The organism is Desulfopila sp. IMCC35006 (assembly GCF_005116645.1).
GTDB lineage: Bacteria > Desulfobacterota > Desulfobulbia > Desulfobulbales > Desulfocapsaceae > Desulforhopalus_A.
On record NZ_SWCM01000002.1, the window covers coordinates 362,244 to 380,512 of the forward strand.

Sequence of the window (18,269 nt, forward strand, 5' to 3'; positions counted from 1 at the left end):
TTCCATCTTTTCTGGCGCACACAACGTATCTACTGAACGTATTGGGCGAAAAACACGCGAAAGTTGTTTCGCATCACGTGCTCTGCACACTGACGGGACGTTTTTGACAGATTTCAGACTGTCCTGCAATCAGGAGAGAAGAGCCATAATGCCACCACCTCAACCGGAATATTCCAGACGGGCTTTTTCCTTTTCGGTACGGATAGAACAAGCTCTGGCAAACGCCGCTTTTTTTCCATGTTTGGAAATAGACACAGAGGTTTTCCCCTGTTTTCCCTGATGGGTCACCCAACTCACCTCGTAGCGGTTAAGTTTATCGTTGAGGCGGACACCGACAACACCGGTTCCAGAGTTACTGACCGTAACCATATGTTTGTTTGTCCTGACTTTGCCGAGTTTTTTCTCAGTCTTGTCACGCCAGGAAATCGCCGACAACAGACTGGAATAACGTCCACCACACTTTCTATCGGAAAAGAACTTCGAGTGGGTTCTCCCTAAAAACCTGACTCTCACATACCAACCGTGGGTTCTTTTTGACTCCTGGTCTATCCTGGCAATATCTTTATGCTTTTCAAGAAGCAATTTTTGTTTTTTGTCGTCTTCCATGAGTATACCTCTATTATTTAGGACACATAATGCTCAATGAGGAGTCCTGCTCCTCCATGCAACTGCACACCAATAATCCGCATGTACATTTTGCAAAAAGATGGTATTCTTGGCAGGCAAATGCACAAAACCTGACAACACCTTCCAGCAGAGCTAAATAGTTCTTCAAGGGTTGAATGTCAACTCCTTTTTACTAATATAATTGAAAAACAGTTCCAGCGTTTCCAGTCTGTTTACCTTTGTAAAAATCTTTTTTTCACTCTATTAAGCCTAGCATTAAAAATCAAATGACCAATTGTGATCCCAAATTATCTGAACTCATTTCGACCATAAAAACTCTTAGAGGAGAAGACGGTTGTCCCTGGGACAGACGGCAGAACCACATCTCTTTACTCAAATATCTCAAATCGGAATGCCAGGAGCTCATTGATGCCATAGAAAATGATGACCCCGTAAACATCTGCGAAGAACTTGGCGACCTTCTCTATCTTATAGTTATGATTTCTGAGATAGGCAATGACCAGGGAAATTTCGACCTCTCCGATGTTCTTAGAACCGTCAATGAAAAACTCATTCGTCGTCATCCGCATGTTTTCGCCGGCCAGCCCTATGAAAATGAAGAACAACTGGCCGCGCAGTGGGAAGCCATCAAAGCAGAGGAAAAGAAAAAAAATACTGTTTGACACATCTTCCCTGCCTATGTAATATAGTCAGTTTTTTACTGAGAGGCAAACCGCAGAATTCATTTTTCAGGTGCACCTTCAGTATACTCATAATAACAATGTGTTATTATGACCTTCTTGCTCTCTCCCATGATTGATTCAAGGTGTGAGGGCCGAAAATTGCGGGAATGAGACCCGCAAAAACCATACGTCCACGAGGAGGAACGCATGCGCAGGTACGAAACGATCTTCATTCTACGCCCGAATGCCGGGGAAGAAGAGATCAACCGAGTTATCGAAAGCACCAGTAAAATTATTCTCGATGAAAAGGGAACAATTATCGAGTTGGCCAAGTGGGGCATGAAAAAACTGGCCTATCTCATTAAAAAAGAAAGCCTTGGCTACTATGTTTATTGTGACTATGCCGGTACCCCGGCGGCAGTTTCGGAAATTGAACGAAAATTCAGAATCGATGACCTCGTATTGAAATATCTGACCATCAAGACTGCAAATTCCATCACCGAAGAGGGTATCGAAGAAGCGATGGCAGCAATAGCCGCCAAAGCCACTGCCCTGCAGGAGAGTGAGGAAACGGATGATGGCGAATCTGATGACGTTGAAAACAATGACGATGAAGACGCCGAGTAAAAATTACTCGGTATCTTGTCAAGATCTTTAATCCCGGAGGGTACTTTCATGGCTCAAAGACCACAAAAAAAACTTTTCACCCGCAGAAAATCCTGTCGATTCTGTGGTGAGAAAGATTTAGTTGTTAACTATAAAGACGTAAAAACACTTAGAAATTTTGTTTCAGAGAGAGGGAAGATCATTCCTCGCCGCATTGTCGGAACATGTGCCACACATCAGCGTCAACTGTGTGAGGCCATCAAGCAGGCACGGCAGATCGCTTTTCTGCCTTATGCTGGATCGTCTCAGGGATAATCTACAGGGAACAGCAGGGAATTAAGGTGACCAGCCAGGGAAATCAACAGCCGAGAATAGGCCGAATTGCCCGGACGATTCTGTTTGCTTCCCTGGCAATCATTCTTCCTGGAGTACAGTGGTCCCTGTTTGGCTGGCTGTATCTATTTTTGCCGCTGGTGGCTTTTTATACACTGTCCAGCTACGGAGGATTCATCGGAAAACGGTTGCTTGGCGTCACCGCGGTCATAGCATTCGTTGCGTATCTCCTGCTAAATAATATTGAATTTTTCGGTTTTTCTTTCGCGCTGTTATTTTCCGGGTACGTTCTCTTTGTTTCGGCGGACCGGCACGACAGTCCTGCAATAAGCGGCCTGAAAAGTTCTCTTGCGCTGGCCGGCAGCTGGGTCGTTATTTTCACCGTGCTTTCTATCGGTTCGGATGTATCGGCTTATGGACAGTTTCTAAACTCTCTGGATGAAGGAATTACCGAGGCAACCAACTATTACCGGCAGAATAATGATATTTCAGCAGATACCCTGCTGATGCTTGAAACCACCCTCCACTGGATGAAGGTATATATCCCCCTGATAATGCCTTCAATTCTTGGTAGTTTCATTCTGACTCTTACCTGGTTTACCATGGTGGTTGGCAACGTACTTCTCCCGAAAACCGGAGGCAGTGCGCCATGGATGAGTTATCAATTCTGGCAATTGCCGGAGAAAACTATCTGGCTGGCTATAGGTGCCGGGCTATTCGTTCTTCTGCCTATCCAGATATTGAGAACCATCGGCATCAACGTTCTCGTTTTATTAAGCATGATCTACTGCTTTCAGGGGTTGTCTATCGCCGTTTTTTTTATGATTAAATGGAAAGTACCCCTGCTGCTCAGATCTTTTTTTTATGTAATGATCATTTTTCAGTCGTTTGGTACAATCCTTCTGCTTGTCTTCGGTATTGGCGATATCTGGTTTGATTTTCGCAAACTCAAGCAAAAGGAAGGGAATCAACCAAAATAATAATTACCGGCACGGTGTTCTCTTAATCACTGAGCCCGGTTTATGAGACCTATTTTCATAGGAGTTTAGGAATATGGAACTTATTTTAAAACAAGCAATCAGCTCTCTCGGCCTCGAAGGGGACGTCGTAACAGTCAAACCCGGCTATGGTCGTAACTATCTTCTTCCACAGGGCAAAGCTGTTCAGGCGACTGCAGCTAATCTTGCCCTTCTTGAAAAAGATAAGGCAGCCATCGAAGCTCGACGTGCCAAAGAACAGAAACAGGCTGAAGACGTTGCCAAAAAAATATCCGGACTTACCATTGTCATCGAGCAACTGGCCGGTATTGACGAACGCCTTTTCGGTTCGGTCACCACCGCAGATATCTGTGCAAAACTCGCTGAGCTCGATGTGACTGTTGATAAAAGACAGATCCTGTTGAACGAGCCGGTTAAAACCCTTGGCGAAACAAAGATCCAGGTAAAGGTTGGTTTCAATGTGACCGCTGAGTTCACGCTCAACGTTGTACCTATCCAGGCTGGCTAACACGGCCCGGAGCGTTGGCGGCAACCATCGACTGCACGGTAATGGGTTCTCAGACCAGTTCCTTTTACCGGTTATTCGAAGATGAAAACACACCTGGAGGCTTGACCTTCATGGTGTGTTTTTGTTTAATGGCTCCCTGGGTATCCGGTACTCCTTCATACCAGCCAGGCAAGATTTTATTTTTCGGTTAATAATGAACAATTTTGAGAAGATACCTGATCCTTCGCGATCAGTGGTTCCCTCTGGGATACCGCCGCAGAATGTTGAAGCGGAACAGGCCGTCCTCGGCTCGATTCTGCTTAAGGCGGACCTGCTTGGTGCGGTTCTTGAAATTCTTACCCCTGAGGATTTCTATAAAAACAATCATCGTCTGATTTATGACGCGATGATTGATCTGTTTGAAAAAAACGAACCGCAGGATCTTCTTACCGTCTCGAATTTACTGAAAAACAATAATACGCTCGATCAGGTTGGTGGACCGACATATCTTGCATCGCTCACCTCGATTGTGCCGGTAACCGCCAATGTTACAAGTTACGCCAAAATCATCCGTGAAAAATCGATACTGCGCAGGCTTATCTCGGTCAACACCAATATTGCCGCCAGGTGTTATGAAGAACAGAATGATATTGATATTCTGGTAGATGAGGCAGAGCAGGCAATTTTTGACATTGCCGGATCCAAAGGAAGCCAATATTTTACCCACATTAAAACAATTGTTCCAAAAGCCTTTGCCACCGTTGAGCAGCTATACAAAAGAAAAGAATTCATCACCGGAGTTCCCACAGGCTATAACCTGATTGACAAAATGACAGCCGGGCTCCAGCCTTCGGATCTTATTATCATCGCAGCCAGACCATCCATGGGTAAAACCTCCTTTGCCATGAACATTGCCCAGCATGCTGCCCTCGTCGAAAAGACCGGAGTGGCTGTTTTCAGTCTGGAGATGTCAAAAGAACAGTTGGTTATGCGTCTGTTAAGTTCGGTAGGAAGGATAGATTCCCAGCGCATCAGAACCGGCAACATGCACAGCGAAGACTGGCCAAAACTGACCCGAGCCGTAGGTATGTTATCGGAAGCTCCCATCTTCATCGACGATACACCGGCCATCTCTGTGCTGGAAATGCGGGCAAAAGTACGAAGACTGGCGTCGCAGCACGAGATCGGCCTGATCGTCGTCGACTACCTCCAGCTCATGCGCGGACGGAGCACGGAAAACCGAACCCAGGAGATCAGTGACATCTCCCGTTCTTTGAAAGCCCTGGCCAAGGAACACGCAATTCCGGTTATGGCCCTGTCACAGCTGAACAGAGGACTGGAGAGCCGAACCGATAAACGCCCCATGATGTCTGACCTCCGCGAGTCCGGTGCCATTGAGCAGGATGCCGATGTCATATGCTTCATCTACCGTGACGAGGTCTACAATAAAGCAGAAGACAATCCGGAGCGAGGCTCGGCCGAGATCATTATCGGCAAACAGAGAAATGGACCTACCGGCGTTGCACGATTGACATTTGTCAAAGAATTTACCATGTTTGAAAACATGAGCAATTATGAAGAACAGGAAGGGTTTATCTAACCCCGGTAAACGGAAAATAAGCCGGGATTATTTTTAATACTCGCTTGTCGGGTGCTCTTTTCAGTACCCCCTTGAGGGGTGCTCTGTTTAGTACCCTGAGGGGTATAAGTACCTTACAGATTATTGACACCTTTATTTCTTCTTTTTCAATAGACAGGAAACATTTTAACAACTGTATTTTGAGGCAAGACAATGACCGAAGATAACGCCATTTCAAATAAGTACGACTTTAAATCCATTGAGGCTAAATGGCAGGCAGTATGGCAAGACGGCGAAGTATATAAAGTTACTGAGGACGATTCGAAAGAAAAATATTACCTGCTGGAAATGTTTCCTTATCCTTCCGGACGCATTCACATGGGCCACGTGCGCAACTATTCAATTGGCGATGTGGTCGCGAGATACAAACGGATGCGCGGCTATAATGTCCTCCACCCGATGGGCTGGGATGCCTTCGGTCTGCCCGCGGAAAATGCCGCGCAAAAAAATAACAGTCATCCCGCCACCTGGACCTACGACAATATAGATTACATGCGCAACCAGCTGCATCAGCTTGGCCTGTCGTACGACTGGAGCAGGGAAATAGCCACCTGCAACCCGAAATATTATCAATGGGAGCAACTTCTTTTTATTGAGATGTACAACAAGGGGATCGTCTACGAGAAAGTCACCACCGTTAACTGGTGTGAATCCTGTCAGACCGTCCTGGCCAATGAACAGGTCATAGAAGGAACATGCTGGCGCTGCGACGAACCGGTCTATCCCCGAAAGATGAATGGCTGGTTTTTTAAAATCACCGACTACGCGGAAGAACTGCTCCGTGACCTCGACCAGCTTACCGGCTGGCCGGAAAAAGTACTGACGATGCAGCGCAACTGGATCGGCAAATCCACCGGCCTCACCTGCGATTTTGCGGTGGCGGATCTGGATTGTACCATTTCCATTTTCACCACCAGACCGGATACCATTTTCGGGGTCACATTCATGTCCATTGCCGCCGAACATCCGCTGCTGGACACCCTTATTGCCGGCACCGACCGGGAAACTGAAATCCGCCGCTTCACCGAAGAAATCCTCACCCAGAAGCAGCGGCAATCGGTTGAAGTCGTGCCCGAAAAAGAAGGTATTTTTACCGGCCGCTACTGTATCAATCCCTTTAACGGCGAAAAACTGCCGATTTATGTGGCGAATTTTGTGCTGATGGAATATGGCACCGGTGCGGTTATGGCGGTACCGGCGCATGACGAGAGGGACTTTGAGTTTGCCCGAAAGTATGGTTTACCAGTCAGTCCGGTGGTCGTACCCGAAGGCATCGAGCTTGATCCGACAACTATGCAGGAGGCATCGACCATTCCCGGCATACTGGAGAATTCTGGCCAGTTCAGCGGGATGGATTCTCTTGCTGCCCAGGCGGCAATAATACAATTTGCCGAAGAAAACCACTTCGGTTCCGCACACGTCACCTATCGGCTGCGTGACTGGGGTATTTCCAGGCAACGATATTGGGGGGCCCCCATTCCGATGATCCATTGCGACCGATGCGGCGTGCAGCCCGTGCCGCTTGACCAATTGCCGGTGGTACTGCCTGAAGATCCCGAGGTCGGCAGCGCCTGCCTGCCTTTACATAAACGCCCGTCCTTTATCGCCACCAGTTGCCCGAAGTGCGGCCAGCCGGCTGAAAGAGAAACCGATACCATGGACACCTTCATGGAATCCTCCTGGTATTTTGCCAGATACGTCTGTCCGCGGCATACCGATTCCCCCATTGACCGCGACAAAGCCGCCTACTGGCTGCCGGTTGACCAGTATATCGGCGGGGTGGAGCACGCCATCCTCCACCTGCTCTATTCCCGCTTTTTCACCAAGGTTCTCCGGGACCTCGGCTACCTTGATATCGACGAACCGTTCACCAATCTTCTCACCCAGGGCATGGTTATCAAGGACGGTACCAAGATGTCCAAGTCAAAAGGCAATGTAGTCGATCCCAACGATTTAATTCAGGAGTACGGCGCCGACACGGTCAGACTGTTCAGCCTGTTTGCCGCGCCTCCGGAAAGAGATCTTGAATGGAGTTCCCAGGGAGTTGAAGGATCTTCCCGATTTTTAAACCGGGTTTACCGGCTGATACTTGCCTGCAATGAACTACTCGACTGCGATCCGAACATTCCCGCGCAACTGAGTGCCCAGGGCAGGATTGTTCATCGGAAAACACATCAGACCATAAAACGGGTGACCGAAAATATTGAACAAAATTATCATTTTAATACCGCAATCAGTGCCATGATGGAGCTTTTTAACGTTCTTTCGACCTCGGTTGGAGAAAATGCGCAGGAACAGGTAGAACCACCGGTGATCAGGCAGGCAATCTCCGTGCTCCTGCTGCTGCTCTCCCCGATGGTGCCGCATTTTGCCGCAGAAATGTGGGAGAAAATTGGCAATACGGAACTCATTGAAAAACAACCATGGCCTGAGTTCGACGCAGAAGCGGCACAGGAAGATCTGCTCACCATCGTTATACAGGTAAACGGCAAAGTCCGATCACGGCTTGAAGTGCCTGTCGAAGTTACCGATGAATTTCTTATCGAGAAAGCGCTGGCGGACGAGAACACTGTCAAATTCATCGACGGAAAAACAATTAGGAAAACCATTGTCGTCAAAAAGAAGCTGGTCAATATTGTTGTCTGATACTCATGGTGGTGCCTGCTTTTCTACAAGTAGAACTCTTCCACGAAACAGGAGATGCACAGTGAAAACAGTCCGGCATTTTTTTGCCATACTCGTAATGGCGGCAATGGTTTCAGCCTGCGGCTACCATAATCCCAATGTCTACAATGGTCCGTCTAAAACCATTTATATGACCGAATGGAAAAACAGAACCAGTGAACTGGGGCTTGATTCAGAAATATACAGATCCTTGACCAAATGGTTTCAAAAATCGGGGTCCATTGCCACGGTTCGCACGAAAGAAGGTGCAGATCTGATCTTTGCCGGGGAAATCATCTCACTGGAGCTGCCGAGTCTGGCCTATGGCGAGAACAGTATAACCACCCAGGTCAAAGTGATCCTAAGAGTTCGCTACATCCTGAAAGATTTTGCCACGAAAAAAATTGTCCTCGAGGTACCGAGTGAAACCTGGACCAAAGAATTTCTCGTAGGTGACAGTTCCTCCTCAAACAGCAGTAATGAGAAGGAGGCTCTCGACACCATTATCGATGATATGTCGAAGAGAATATACCAGCGCACCATTACAAAACTACGCACTGTACCCTGATTAATAACCTCTCTCCGATAACCCAGGCAGAGCCAGAACTTGAATTTTCCGGCTCTGCCTTTTCCCAGTCGCTTTCGCTCACTTCATGCTTCGTATAGGTAAACTCGCATTTGACTCCCCTTTTGTCCTGGCCCCGCTTGCCGGATACACCGACTTGCCATTCCGGCTTCTCTGTCGCAGCTTTGGCGCCGGATACTGTGTCTCAGAGATGATCAGCTGCCATGGTCTTGTTTACCGTCAGGCAAACACCCTGAGAATGCTTGCATCGATCGCCGAGGAAAAACCCGTCGCCTTCCAGCTCTTTGGGGCGGACCCGGAAGCGATGGCCGATGCAGCCGAAATACTCGCGGCCTATAACCCGGATATGCTCGATATCAACATGGGCTGTCCGGTTCGAAAAGTCACCAGGAAAGGCGCCGGTGCTGCGTTGATGACCGATCTTCGCCTGGCGGAATCGATCCTGGCTAAAGTTGTTGCACGGGTCTCGCTGCCCATTACGGTCAAGATCAGATCAGGAAAAGACAGCCAGTCGATCAACGCTCCCGCCTTCGCCAGAATGCTCGAAGATACCGGGGCTTCGGCCATTACCGTACATGCCAGAACCTGGTCGCAGGCTTTTTCCGGTACCATAGACCAGGCTATCATCAGCCGGGTGAAACAGGCGGTCGCCATTCCGGTTATCGGCAATGGCGACATATTATCCTCTGCAGATGGCCGGCAGATGATGGAGGAAACCGGCTGCGACGGGGTGATGATCGGGCGCGGCGCCTTGGGCAACCCCTGGGTTTTTCAGGAATCCGGCCGCCCGAGCGAGGTGCGGGAGATTATGGCTGTTGCCGGAAGACATCTCGCCTTGATTGAGAAGTTTCTGCCGGCGGAAAGAGTGCTCGGCTACATAAAAAATCATATGTGCCGCTACTTTAAAGGACTGCCGGGCAGCTCGACGCTTCGGCAGAAAGTTTTGGCAGCACCGGATCTGCCCGCACTGAAAAGGCAGCTTGACCCTGACTTTCTGTAATTCCGTTACCTCAGTTTCATTTCTGCAGCTTAACTATTTTCTTAAGAAGATCTTTACTCTCCTGTGTTCTTTTATCCGACATTGTTTTCGAACGCAGCGCAATTCTTATATTGTGCTCTGCCTCCTTCAATTTACCTTCATACAAATAATATTTGCCGAGATAAAAACTCGAATCGCCTGTCCTTTGCTGATCCGAGGCAATTTGACCCAATTCAAAATAGACCTTGGCGCATTCGGGTAACTCATAACTGACTTCCTGTAAATATTTTTCAGCCTCAGCGCTGCGATGGGACCTATAGAGTAATTTCGCCAAAGTAAAAGCAGCATACATATCCGAACCATTACCCGCCAGGGCGTCTCGAAGCGTCTTTTCAGCTTCAATGAATTTCCCATCGGCAAAGAGTGCTACCCCCTTGTCGGTCTTGAGAATATTTTTGTCGGGGAAATATGCTGTCACTTTTTCCAGCAGGGCCAGACTCTTGGGAAAGTCGTTTTCGTTTGCGGCGATCTGTGCCAAACCGTAATCTGCCATCATCTTCCTGAATGCACTGGATCTGCTGTCGGCGATAATGTTGGCAAGATACATCTTGAAATCCCGGGGATCTTTTACTTTTGCGAGAATCCGGTATTTAAAGCGGAGAAACTCGAAATCGTCGGTGGCCGTAACGTTCGCCTTGCTCGTTTTATGATCGTTTTCCACCAGCGATTCTATGGTATTGAGCCTTTCCTCGGGATTGGGGTGGGTCAGCAGGTATTGCGGTGGTTTCTCACTCCGATATCTCGCTATGCGCCGCATAGATTCGAGCATTTTTATCTGTCCCTCGGGATCCCGATGAAGGTTTTTCATCCAGCCATAGGCCAGAAGATCCGCTTCTTCCTCATCTTGCCGGCTGAAATGCAGATTGATGCTTTGCCCTGTGGCCAGCGCACCGGTGAATAGAGCCGGGGCTGCCGCTCCGCCGAAGGCCAAGGCGGCCAAGGCCAGACCAAGTGAGCCGATGGTGGTGTATTTTCCTTTCTCCATCCTGGAGGCGAGATGACGCTTCACGATATGACCAACTTCATGGGCCAGAACAGAGACCAGCTCGTCTTCAGAATTCATGGTCTCAATCAAACCGGAGTGGAAAAAAATCAACCCGGAAGGAGCAGCAAAGGCATTAAATTCTTTATCGTTTATAACAAAGAAATGATAATCGAAATACTGGATTCCGGCTACTTCCAGAACACTCTGGCCAAGTCTGGTTATATATTGGGTGATATCCGGATCATCGATGACCTCGAATGCGGATCGCACCGAATAGAGTAATTTTTCACCGACTTCCCGTTCGTCGCCAATGGTGAAAGCCGACACCGGGGCCACCGTACTAAACTGTAAAAACAAACCAATCAACAACCAGACAAAAGATTTCATAAGGCTTTTCTTCATTGTTCCTTCAACCATTGCACTGTCCTGCGAAGGCCCTCTGCAGTAGAAATAACAGGTTCATACCCCAGATCCTGCCGGGCATTCTGGAGAGAAAAATAATGCGACTTTGCCAGTTGCTCAGCAAGAAACCGAGTCATTCTGGGTTCTTTTTTTAATTTTGCAAGAGTATAGACAGTTTCCATAACTGCACCCAGACGGTAGGCAACAGGAAAAGATATCGACGTCTTAACCTTCTCAACCTCCATTGCCACAAACAACTCATTTATCCAGTCCCAGAGATTGACCGGTTCCCCCTGACTGATGAAATAAGGTTTCCCCGCAGCCGTTCCTTTTCCGGCCAGGTTCCTGGCGGCCAGGATATGGGCGTCAGCTACATTGTCAATATAAGAAATATCAACAAGATTGGAACCGTCCCCTACTCGTTTCAGCATTCTTTTCCTACCGCTTGCCAGCAGTCGCGGAAAGAGGTGGGGATCGCCAGGTCCCCAGACCAGGTGAGGCCGGAGGGCACACGTTTTAAGAGTTGTGCTGTTGGCGGCAAGCACGCATTTTTCGGCTATAACCTTACTTCTGGCATAATGGCACAGGAACTTGTCCGCATAGGCAAGACGTTCATCGCCCCCTCTGATGTCGACCCGGTTAAAGACAACTGAAGGGGTTGAAGTATACACCAGCATTGGAACATTATTTCTCCGACAACTTCCGAGCACCGCCTCAGTACCGAGCACATTGGTTGCATGGTAATCTGCCCAAGGCCCCCAGATACCAGCCAATGCGGCGACATGAAAAACAATATCGACGCCTTCTGTGGCTCTTTTCATCACGTCAGGATCGACTATATCGCCAACAATACACTGTCCACCGATTCGCTCTATTTCCGGGTACCGGTGCCGGCCGATAACTTTTGTCTCAATCCCAAGCCCGATAAGCCTTGTGACGACGGCCTTTCCGACAAATCCGCCGCCGCCGGTAACCAGTGCCCTTGCTATCGGCCCGGGAAAATTTTCTTTTGTGCCCATAGTGCCAGTTTTTCGCGAAATATTTTGGCGTTGTGCCTGATGTCTACCGGAAAGTTTTTATGCACCAGAAAATGTTTAATGTCACGGGTCAGTTCTGACTGGGCAGCTCTCTCTTTCACTTCCTCAAGCAGCTTGTTTGTATCGATTTTCGTGTCCTTTTCCGGCTCAATAACGAGCACTGGTATTTTTATTCCAGCTTTTACAATACCGTCATTTATGCCAACCAGGGCTGATCGGTACACCTCGGGATGTTCGTTTATTATCGCCTCACAGGGTACAGAAAACAGCGTGCCCAGTGCTGTTACCACTCGATGGGCGCGCCTGCCGCAAAACCAGAGACGATGTTCCGGATCGAGATAGCCGACGTCACCCATCCGATGCCAGGAAGTGTCGCCATCCAGAATCTTTGCCATTCTCGTTTCTTCGGGATTATGCAAATACGCCCTGGTAACCACATCTCCTTTGACGATAATTTCTCCAATCTCTCCATCAGCTGCCAACATCTCTTTCGTCAATCCGGGAAGAGGCGTATCGGAGATGTGAATGATCCTGATCTCGATCCCCGGCAGCGGGCGACCCACGCAGGTCCCCTTCCCCTGGCGGCTTTGTTTCCATGTCTTTGCAACAGCTTCACGTCCTTCTATTGAGACAATCGGCAGGCTTTCCGTAGCGCCATACGGCGTGAAGGTTTCTGCATCAGCGGGGAGTATCTCCTGCACCCTTTTCAGCAGCTCACAGGGAACAGGTGCTCCGGCCATTAACACTTTACGCAGCGAATGCAGGATGATCCCATTATCCAGGCAATATCGGCTCACTACATTCCAGATAGCCGGAGAACCGAAGGAATAGGTAACCTGGTGTTTTCGGATGGAGGCCACAAATTTTCTTGGATTCACCTGGGCGGGCTTGGTTGGATCCATATCGGGGATAACGGCACAGGCCCCAAGTGCTGCAGAAAAAAGCGCAAAAAGTGGAAAACCAGGCTGATCCACATCTCCTGGGCCAATGGCATAATATTCCTTAATCAGACGCAGCTGTGCACTGAAAATCGAATGCTCATAGCGAACCCCTTTCGGAGGCCCGGTAGACCCGGTAGTGAAAATAATTGCCGCAAGATCAGTTTCCGTTGGTTGGTAGACCGGATACTCCACGCCAATTCCATTATTTAACCGGATATCGGGACCGAGAAGCCCCAAGGAATTACCGCAGCAAAAGGTTTTCTCCACCGTCTTAAAAGCTTTACGGAAAATTTTGGAAAACAGGACAGCTTTAGGAACCCCAACAAGATATTTTGGTCCAACCCTGGCAATGCAACGCAACAGATTTCTATAGCCCATTCCGGGATCAATCAGGACAATAGGACTGCCAATCTTGAACAGGGCCAGCGTCAGACAGATAAAATCAACGGATGGACGCACCATCAGCATAGTTATGTCGCCGGGGTTAACACCAGCTGAGGAAAAATAGTCGGCATAGGTATTTGCCCAGCCATTGAGTTCTTTAAACGATATTTTTTTGCGGGTCCGCGCCTCTATAATGGCTATCCGATCTCCCTGTTCTTTTGCTGCACCAACAAACGATTCGGCGATATTGCGTGTCACTCCACACCTCCAGCTCGTTCAAACTCGAAAAAACGACGTGAGTAGAGGAACGATTTCTTCCCGTTTATCTTCCAGGATATAATGCCCACCATCTGGGAAATAGTGATATTCGGCCTCAGGGAACCTCGTCCGCCATTCCTTAAAAAAATGGTCGTTGAAACAAAAATCGCCACCACCCCAGACTATCAGCAGAGAAACTGCATGAGCTCGAAGCAACGGCAGCTTTTTCTCAATATCGACCAGGGTGGCATAGCTTGGATGTTGAGCATCAAGCGGAATATCCCGGACGAAATTGTACACCGCCACCCGATTTTGCCAGTTGTTATAAGGAGCGAGATACGCTTTTGCCACAGTCGCAGCCAGTTTCTTTTTGACCGCCATAAACTGCGCCGGCCATGCAAACCCGTTCAGCATCCTGACGATTACTTCGCCCGCCAGCGGGAGGCGGCAGAGCCGTATTCGCAGCGGTATTCGAGAGGAGCGAAACGCGGCGGTATTCATGACTACGATTTTATCGACGCTGCTTATGTGATTCACGGCACAGCCTATCCCGATTGCTCCTCCCCAGTCGTGAACTACCAGGGAAAAACGGTCAATATGCAGATGAGTGAGCAGCTGTTCCATATTTTCTATATGCTGCGCCAGGCAATAGGAATACTTCTGCGGTTTTTCGGAAAGCCCGCAGCCGATGTGATCAAGTGCAATAACCCGATATTTGCTGCGCAGGAGAGTAATCAGATGCCGGAAATAGTAAGACCAGGTCGGGTTACCATGCACCATGACAATAACCGGGCCACTCCCTTCATCGATATAATGCATTCTGCCGCCATCGAGTTGCAGGTAATGCGACAAAAATGGGTAGTCAGGGTACACTGTTTTTCACACCGTTAATAAGTTATCACATGCAAACTGCTGCAGCACGTCGTCGTTACAAAACATCAAAGCCTATCATCCCGGCTGGTTCATAGAGTATGTTCCGTCAAATGCGACAGCGGACAAAACTCTCCTAAGAGAGATGAACATTTCTCCAGGCTTTCTACCTCTCTCCCAGGGCAAGTGTCAACTGTTTACCATTTTTACCCTTGGCAGTCTATCTTTCATCGTTGTCATGGGTAGAGAGGATAAAGCATTCCCCCCCTGCACCACAATAGCCTGAGAATAATTCCTATCCCACTGCTATCTTTATTAAATTTGAAATATTTTGTTGCCTTTCGAGAACAAACGTGCTAAACGAATCAGTTGTTGTGATACATAACTTGTGTATAAACGATCAAAAGAAAGACAAGCCAATTGAAGACTTGCGTCAATATCTTTATATCACGACAACAACGGATGTCCGACCAGCAAGTGGTCGGGAACATATTAACGGTTCGACTTTGAACTGAGGGCAAAAGGAGTAGTACAATGGCAGAAGGTACAGTAAAGTGGTTTAATGATGCGAAAGGTTTTGGTTTTATCGAACAAGATGGTGGGCAAGATGTTTTTGTACATTATTCCGCTATCAAAACTGAAGGCTTTAAGTCCCTTGAAGAGGGTTCACGGGTATCCTTTGAGATAGTTGACGGCCCGAAAGGTCCTGCCGCTGATAACGTTCAGAAACTTTAATTATATTTATATCAGAAATAAAAAAGCCCCCTGTGCAGACAATGCACAGAGGGCTTTTTTATTTGTCCTCCGACCTGACAACCTACATGGAGACGAGAGGGAGGTATTCAGGATTCCAGCGGATCCTGTCAATTATGGTCCTCATCCTCGCCTCATCGTTGTTGTGCTGAAAATCGCTATAAACACAAGGTCTGCTCACTCCTCTTTCCACCGCGCACATGGCCACCGCCAAGGCGACTTTTACAGCCACTTTTCGAATATCGTTGATCGGTGGCACCAGCCTTCCCTTATCGAGTTGTTCCGGGGTCATCATGTCAGCAATTGCCCTGGCCGCCACGGTAAAAAACTCCGGCAGCACCTCCCTGGCACCTGAAACCAGTACCCCCAGCCCAACCCCGGGAAAGACAAAAGCATTATTGCACTGACCAATATGACAGATATTGTCTACTTCCTCGACGGTGGCGCAGGGATTACCGGTCGCCACCAGAAAACCTTGCTCACTCCACTTACCGATATTCTGGCAAAAGACCTGCGGTGTTGAAATATGCTGAAAGAGGGGTAATATCAGCGGCTTACTGGTATTTTTCTTAATCTCTTGTATGGCCTCTTCGTTAAAAAAGAATTCCTGCCCAGTCGTACCAATCAACATGGTAATGCCGGCTTTACGTATTATTCCCGGGATATCAATTCGATCGATCTCTCCAAGCCATGGATGACTCGCCTTATCCTTGGCAAATTTCTTTTTATACCGTTCCAAACTGCTTTTCCCGACAAGCAGTCCTTTTGAGTCGATCATGAAGATACGATTGAGGGCTTCTTTCTCCGAGAGACCTTCGGCGATTAACGCATTCATGATCTGTTCACCAATCCCAACCCCGCCGGCCCCGCCGCCGTGGATAAGAATTCTCTGATCGGCGAGTTTTTCATTTTTTATTTTAATGGCCGACAGAATAGCCGCAAGCGCAATCGCCCCGGTCCCCTGGATATCATCATTAAAGGAGATCAGTTCATCAACGAAGGCATCGCGAATACTAAAAGCATTCTGCTGCAAAAAATCTTCCCACTGGCACAGGGCATTGGGAAATACATTTCTGAAGGCCCGGACAAACCTGCCGATAAACGATAAATATTCCTCTCCTTCCAGCCTCCGGTGCCGCCACCCAAGGTATTTATTGTCGGCAAGAAGCTTTTCGTTATTCGTCCCGACATCGAGGGATATAGGCAGACAATGCCAGGGTGCAATGCCTGCGCCCTGGGTATAGAGCATCAACTTCCCGAGACAAACGGCAATGCCGCCTGCACCCTGATCCCCAATACCGAGTACCCCCTGGTTGTCGGTTACGACGGCGACCCGTATATCCCGGTGGGCAGACCTGCGCAGAATATCTTCGGCTCTGTCAATATTGCCCGGATAGAAATGCAGCCCGTTGGCCTGCCTGAACATGGAGGAATATTTCTGGACGGCCATGCCGATGGTCGGGGTATATATTATCTTTATATAGTTTTTAATATCACTTTTTATCACCGCATGGGCAAGGGTGGTGTTCCGGTCAAACATTGAACGGATAAAAATAAATTTTTCGATATCGTCCACTTTCTCATGCATTTTCGATCGGGAACTCTCTACCTGTTCCTCAAGATTTCGCACGCCCGGCGGAAGACTTGCCTCCAGCCCCAATGCTTTTCTTTCTTCATGACTGAATGCCGTCCCTTTATTTATATAGCTGCAGGACCGAGCGGCGGACCCGCTGGCGTAGACAACGATCTCCCGCGTATTGCCATACTCATCATATTTGAACCTGTACAGATTTGTTGACATTCCAAGCCCCCTTCATCATCTCAAAATAAAAATGTGCAATTGACAAGTACTCTACTTTGCCCCATAATGGCAAGCCATGGAACCCTGGCAGAAAATATTACAGAGCAGCATAACCACTCCCAATGGTTTGCAGGAGCATGTGGATTGTGATAGTAACGCATTACTGGATGTAATAGCAAACTTTCCAATGCGCATAAATCCATATTTTTTAAAATTGATTCAGCATCCAGGCGATCCGCTCTGGAAACAGGCTGTCCCCGACCCGGCAGAGATACACGACGGGATCTGCACGGACGATCCCCTCGGTGAGGAAAATCTGAGCCCGGTACCTAATCTCGTTCATAAATATCCGGATAGAGTGCTGTTTCTGGTGTCAAATACGTGTGCCATGTATTGTCGATTCTGTACCAGAAAACGTAAGGTGGGTACAGATAAAATGAGGATCAGTCCCGACACCTTGAATGCAGGATACGCTTACATGCGACAACATCCTGAGATCAGGGAAGTCCTTATTTCAGGAGGAGACCCCTTACTCTTGCCGGATGAAGACATCGCGGCCATTCTTCACAACCTCCGTTCTATTCGATCAATAGAAATAATCCGCATCGGCACCAGAGTACCTTCAGTCCTTCCTATGCGGATCACCAGGAAGCTGGTTTCGATCCTGAAAGCGCATCATCCGCTCTACATCAATACTCATTTCAACCACCCCAATGAAATAACGGCAGAATCGAGCAAGGCCTGTACAATGCTCGCTGACGCGGGTATACCGATGGGCTGTCAGACCGTGTTGTTAAAAGGAATCAACGATGACGCCCAGACGCTCAAAAAACTTTTTGTCGGCTTGTTGCGCATCCGGGTAAAACCCTATTATCTCTTCCAGGCGGACCTGACCAAAGGCACGAACCATTTCCGCACGACAACAGAAACAGGAATAGCAATCATGCGCCAGCTCTACGGCCATATCTCCGGCATGGCTATTCCCACCTATGCCCTCGACGGACCAAACGGCAAAGGCAAAATCCCCCTGACGCCTCAATACATTATGGAGCGGGGCGATACTCTGGTCTTTGAAAATTTTAAAGGAGAGATCTGCACTTATCCTGAGGCAGGCGAAAGCTGCTAGTTCGGTTTACCGGGCAAAACAATACCTGCGGTTATTTTTAACTGAAAAACTTGCTTATCCTCTCTAATAAA

General features: G+C 48.3%; 17 protein-coding genes. 11 read left to right on the forward strand and 6 right to left on the reverse strand.

Annotation, left to right across the window (positions count from 1 at the left end; translation table 11 throughout):
- Positions 1 to 159: 159 nt before the first annotated feature.
- Positions 160 to 606, reverse strand: a complete 447-nt coding sequence (locus tag FCL47_RS05535; protein ID WP_136812476.1) for an AP2 domain-containing protein — start codon at positions 604 to 606, stop codon at positions 160 to 162.
- 287 nt (positions 607 to 893) lie between these two features.
- On the opposite strand from FCL47_RS05535, the gene FCL47_RS05540 reads away from it, so the two are divergent.
- The 9 genes from FCL47_RS05540 (at position 894) to dusB (ending at position 9,602) form a co-directional block, all read left to right on the forward strand.
- On the forward strand, positions 894 to 1,289 hold the full coding sequence (locus tag FCL47_RS05540) for a MazG nucleotide pyrophosphohydrolase domain-containing protein (RefSeq protein WP_136812477.1): 396 nt from the start codon (positions 894 to 896) through the stop codon (positions 1,287 to 1,289).
- 207 nt (positions 1,290 to 1,496) lie between these two features.
- Positions 1,497 to 1,916 carry a 30S ribosomal protein S6 gene (gene rpsF, locus FCL47_RS05545; protein WP_136812478.1) on the forward strand — a complete coding sequence of 140 codons (420 nt, stop codon included), beginning with the start codon at positions 1,497 to 1,499 and terminating at the stop codon, positions 1,914 to 1,916.
- Between the two features lie 48 nt (positions 1,917 to 1,964).
- Positions 1,965 to 2,210 carry a 30S ribosomal protein S18 gene (rpsR, locus tag FCL47_RS05550; protein ID WP_136812479.1) on the forward strand — a complete coding sequence of 82 codons (246 nt, stop codon included), beginning with the start codon at positions 1,965 to 1,967 and terminating at the stop codon, positions 2,208 to 2,210.
- Positions 2,211 to 2,236: 26 nt separating this feature from the next.
- Positions 2,237 to 3,208: a DUF2232 domain-containing protein gene (locus FCL47_RS05555; RefSeq protein WP_167496374.1), complete on the forward strand. Its 972-nt coding sequence runs from the start codon at positions 2,237 to 2,239 to the stop codon at positions 3,206 to 3,208.
- A 73-nt stretch (positions 3,209 to 3,281) separates the two neighbouring features.
- The gene (rplI, locus tag FCL47_RS05560) at positions 3,282 to 3,734 is read left to right on the forward strand and encodes a 50S ribosomal protein L9 (RefSeq protein ID WP_136812481.1); all 453 of its coding nucleotides are present in this window, start codon (positions 3,282 to 3,284) and stop codon (positions 3,732 to 3,734) included.
- Between the two features lie 193 nt (positions 3,735 to 3,927).
- Positions 3,928 to 5,313: a replicative DNA helicase gene (gene dnaB, locus FCL47_RS05565; protein WP_136812482.1), complete on the forward strand. Its 1,386-nt coding sequence runs from the start codon at positions 3,928 to 3,930 to the stop codon at positions 5,311 to 5,313.
- A 192-nt stretch (positions 5,314 to 5,505) separates the two neighbouring features.
- Positions 5,506 to 7,998, forward strand: a complete 2,493-nt coding sequence (gene leuS, locus FCL47_RS05570) for a leucine--tRNA ligase (protein ID WP_136812483.1) — start codon at positions 5,506 to 5,508, stop codon at positions 7,996 to 7,998.
- Positions 7,999 to 8,059: 61 nt separating this feature from the next.
- Positions 8,060 to 8,584, forward strand: a complete 525-nt coding sequence (gene lptE, locus FCL47_RS05575) for an LptE family protein (protein WP_167496375.1) — start codon at positions 8,060 to 8,062, stop codon at positions 8,582 to 8,584.
- Positions 8,585 to 8,669: 85 nt separating this feature from the next.
- A complete protein-coding gene (gene dusB / locus FCL47_RS05580; RefSeq protein ID WP_136812485.1) occupies positions 8,670 to 9,602 on the forward strand; it encodes a tRNA dihydrouridine synthase DusB in 933 nt (310 codons plus the stop codon).
- Between the two features lie 16 nt (positions 9,603 to 9,618).
- On the opposite strand, the gene FCL47_RS05585 is transcribed toward dusB, so the two are convergent.
- From FCL47_RS05585 to FCL47_RS05600, 4 genes are read right to left on the reverse strand one after another with little or no spacing between them, the layout of a single operon-like run.
- Positions 9,619 to 11,043 carry a M48 family metallopeptidase gene (locus FCL47_RS05585; protein WP_136812486.1) on the reverse strand — a complete coding sequence of 475 codons (1,425 nt, stop codon included), beginning with the start codon at positions 11,041 to 11,043 and terminating at the stop codon, positions 9,619 to 9,621.
- Positions 11,025 to 12,047: an NAD-dependent epimerase/dehydratase family protein gene (locus tag FCL47_RS05590; protein WP_136812487.1), complete on the reverse strand. Its 1,023-nt coding sequence runs from the start codon at positions 12,045 to 12,047 to the stop codon at positions 11,025 to 11,027. The genes FCL47_RS05585 and FCL47_RS05590 overlap by 19 nt, the downstream gene beginning before the upstream one ends.
- Positions 12,014 to 13,648, reverse strand: coding sequence for a fatty acid CoA ligase family protein (locus FCL47_RS05595; RefSeq protein ID WP_240744145.1), 1,635 nt, complete (start codon positions 13,646 to 13,648; stop codon positions 12,014 to 12,016). Before FCL47_RS05595 ends, FCL47_RS05590 begins: the two co-directional genes overlap by 34 nt.
- 18 nt (positions 13,649 to 13,666) lie before the next feature.
- A complete protein-coding gene (locus tag FCL47_RS05600) occupies positions 13,667 to 14,521 on the reverse strand; it encodes an alpha/beta fold hydrolase (protein WP_240744146.1) in 855 nt (284 codons plus the stop codon).
- 531 nt (positions 14,522 to 15,052) lie between these two features.
- On the opposite strand from FCL47_RS05600, the gene FCL47_RS05605 reads away from it, so the two are divergent.
- Complete coding sequence (locus tag FCL47_RS05605; protein ID WP_136812488.1) at positions 15,053 to 15,253, forward strand: cold-shock protein; 201 nt, start codon at positions 15,053 to 15,055, stop codon at positions 15,251 to 15,253.
- An 82-nt stretch (positions 15,254 to 15,335) separates the two neighbouring features.
- Here the strand turns inward: FCL47_RS05605 and maeA are convergent, their stop codons facing one another.
- On the reverse strand, positions 15,336 to 17,072 hold the full coding sequence (maeA, locus tag FCL47_RS05610; RefSeq protein ID WP_136812489.1) for an oxaloacetate-decarboxylating malate dehydrogenase: 1,737 nt from the start codon (positions 17,070 to 17,072) through the stop codon (positions 15,336 to 15,338).
- Positions 17,073 to 17,148: 76 nt separating this feature from the next.
- Between maeA and FCL47_RS05615 the strand changes: the two genes are divergently transcribed.
- Positions 17,149 to 18,198 carry a KamA family radical SAM protein gene (locus FCL47_RS05615; protein WP_136812490.1) on the forward strand — a complete coding sequence of 350 codons (1,050 nt, stop codon included), beginning with the start codon at positions 17,149 to 17,151 and terminating at the stop codon, positions 18,196 to 18,198.
- The last annotated feature ends 71 nt before the right edge of the window (positions 18,199 to 18,269 follow it).

Bases quoted from the DNA above. Each gene is read 5' to 3' on its own strand.
- FCL47_RS05540 (WP_136812477.1), top strand. From the start codon at position 894: ATGACCAATTGTGATCCCAAATTATCTGAACTCATTTCGACCATAAAA.
- rpsF (WP_136812478.1), top strand. From the start codon at position 1,497: ATGCGCAGGTACGAAACGATCTTCATTCTACGCCCGAATGCCGGGGAA.
- FCL47_RS05605 (WP_136812488.1), top strand. From the start codon at position 15,053: ATGGCAGAAGGTACAGTAAAGTGGTTTAATGATGCGAAAGGTTTTGGT.
- FCL47_RS05585 (WP_136812486.1), bottom strand. From the start codon at position 11,043: ATGGTTGAAGGAACAATGAAGAAAAGCCTTATGAAATCTTTTGTCTGG.
- rpsR (WP_136812479.1), top strand. From the start codon at position 1,965: ATGGCTCAAAGACCACAAAAAAAACTTTTCACCCGCAGAAAATCCTGT.
- FCL47_RS05590 (WP_136812487.1), bottom strand. From the start codon at position 12,047: ATGGGCACAAAAGAAAATTTTCCCGGGCCGATAGCAAGGGCACTGGTT.
- leuS (WP_136812483.1), top strand. From the start codon at position 5,506: ATGACCGAAGATAACGCCATTTCAAATAAGTACGACTTTAAATCCATT.
- FCL47_RS05535 (WP_136812476.1), bottom strand. From the start codon at position 606: ATGGAAGACGACAAAAAACAAAAATTGCTTCTTGAAAAGCATAAAGAT.
- maeA (WP_136812489.1), bottom strand. From the start codon at position 17,072: ATGTCAACAAATCTGTACAGGTTCAAATATGATGAGTATGGCAATACG.
- FCL47_RS05615 (WP_136812490.1), top strand. From the start codon at position 17,149: ATGGAACCCTGGCAGAAAATATTACAGAGCAGCATAACCACTCCCAAT.
- rplI (WP_136812481.1), top strand. From the start codon at position 3,282: ATGGAACTTATTTTAAAACAAGCAATCAGCTCTCTCGGCCTCGAAGGG.
- dusB (WP_136812485.1), top strand. From the start codon at position 8,670: ATGCTTCGTATAGGTAAACTCGCATTTGACTCCCCTTTTGTCCTGGCC.
- dnaB (WP_136812482.1), top strand. From the start codon at position 3,928: ATGAACAATTTTGAGAAGATACCTGATCCTTCGCGATCAGTGGTTCCC.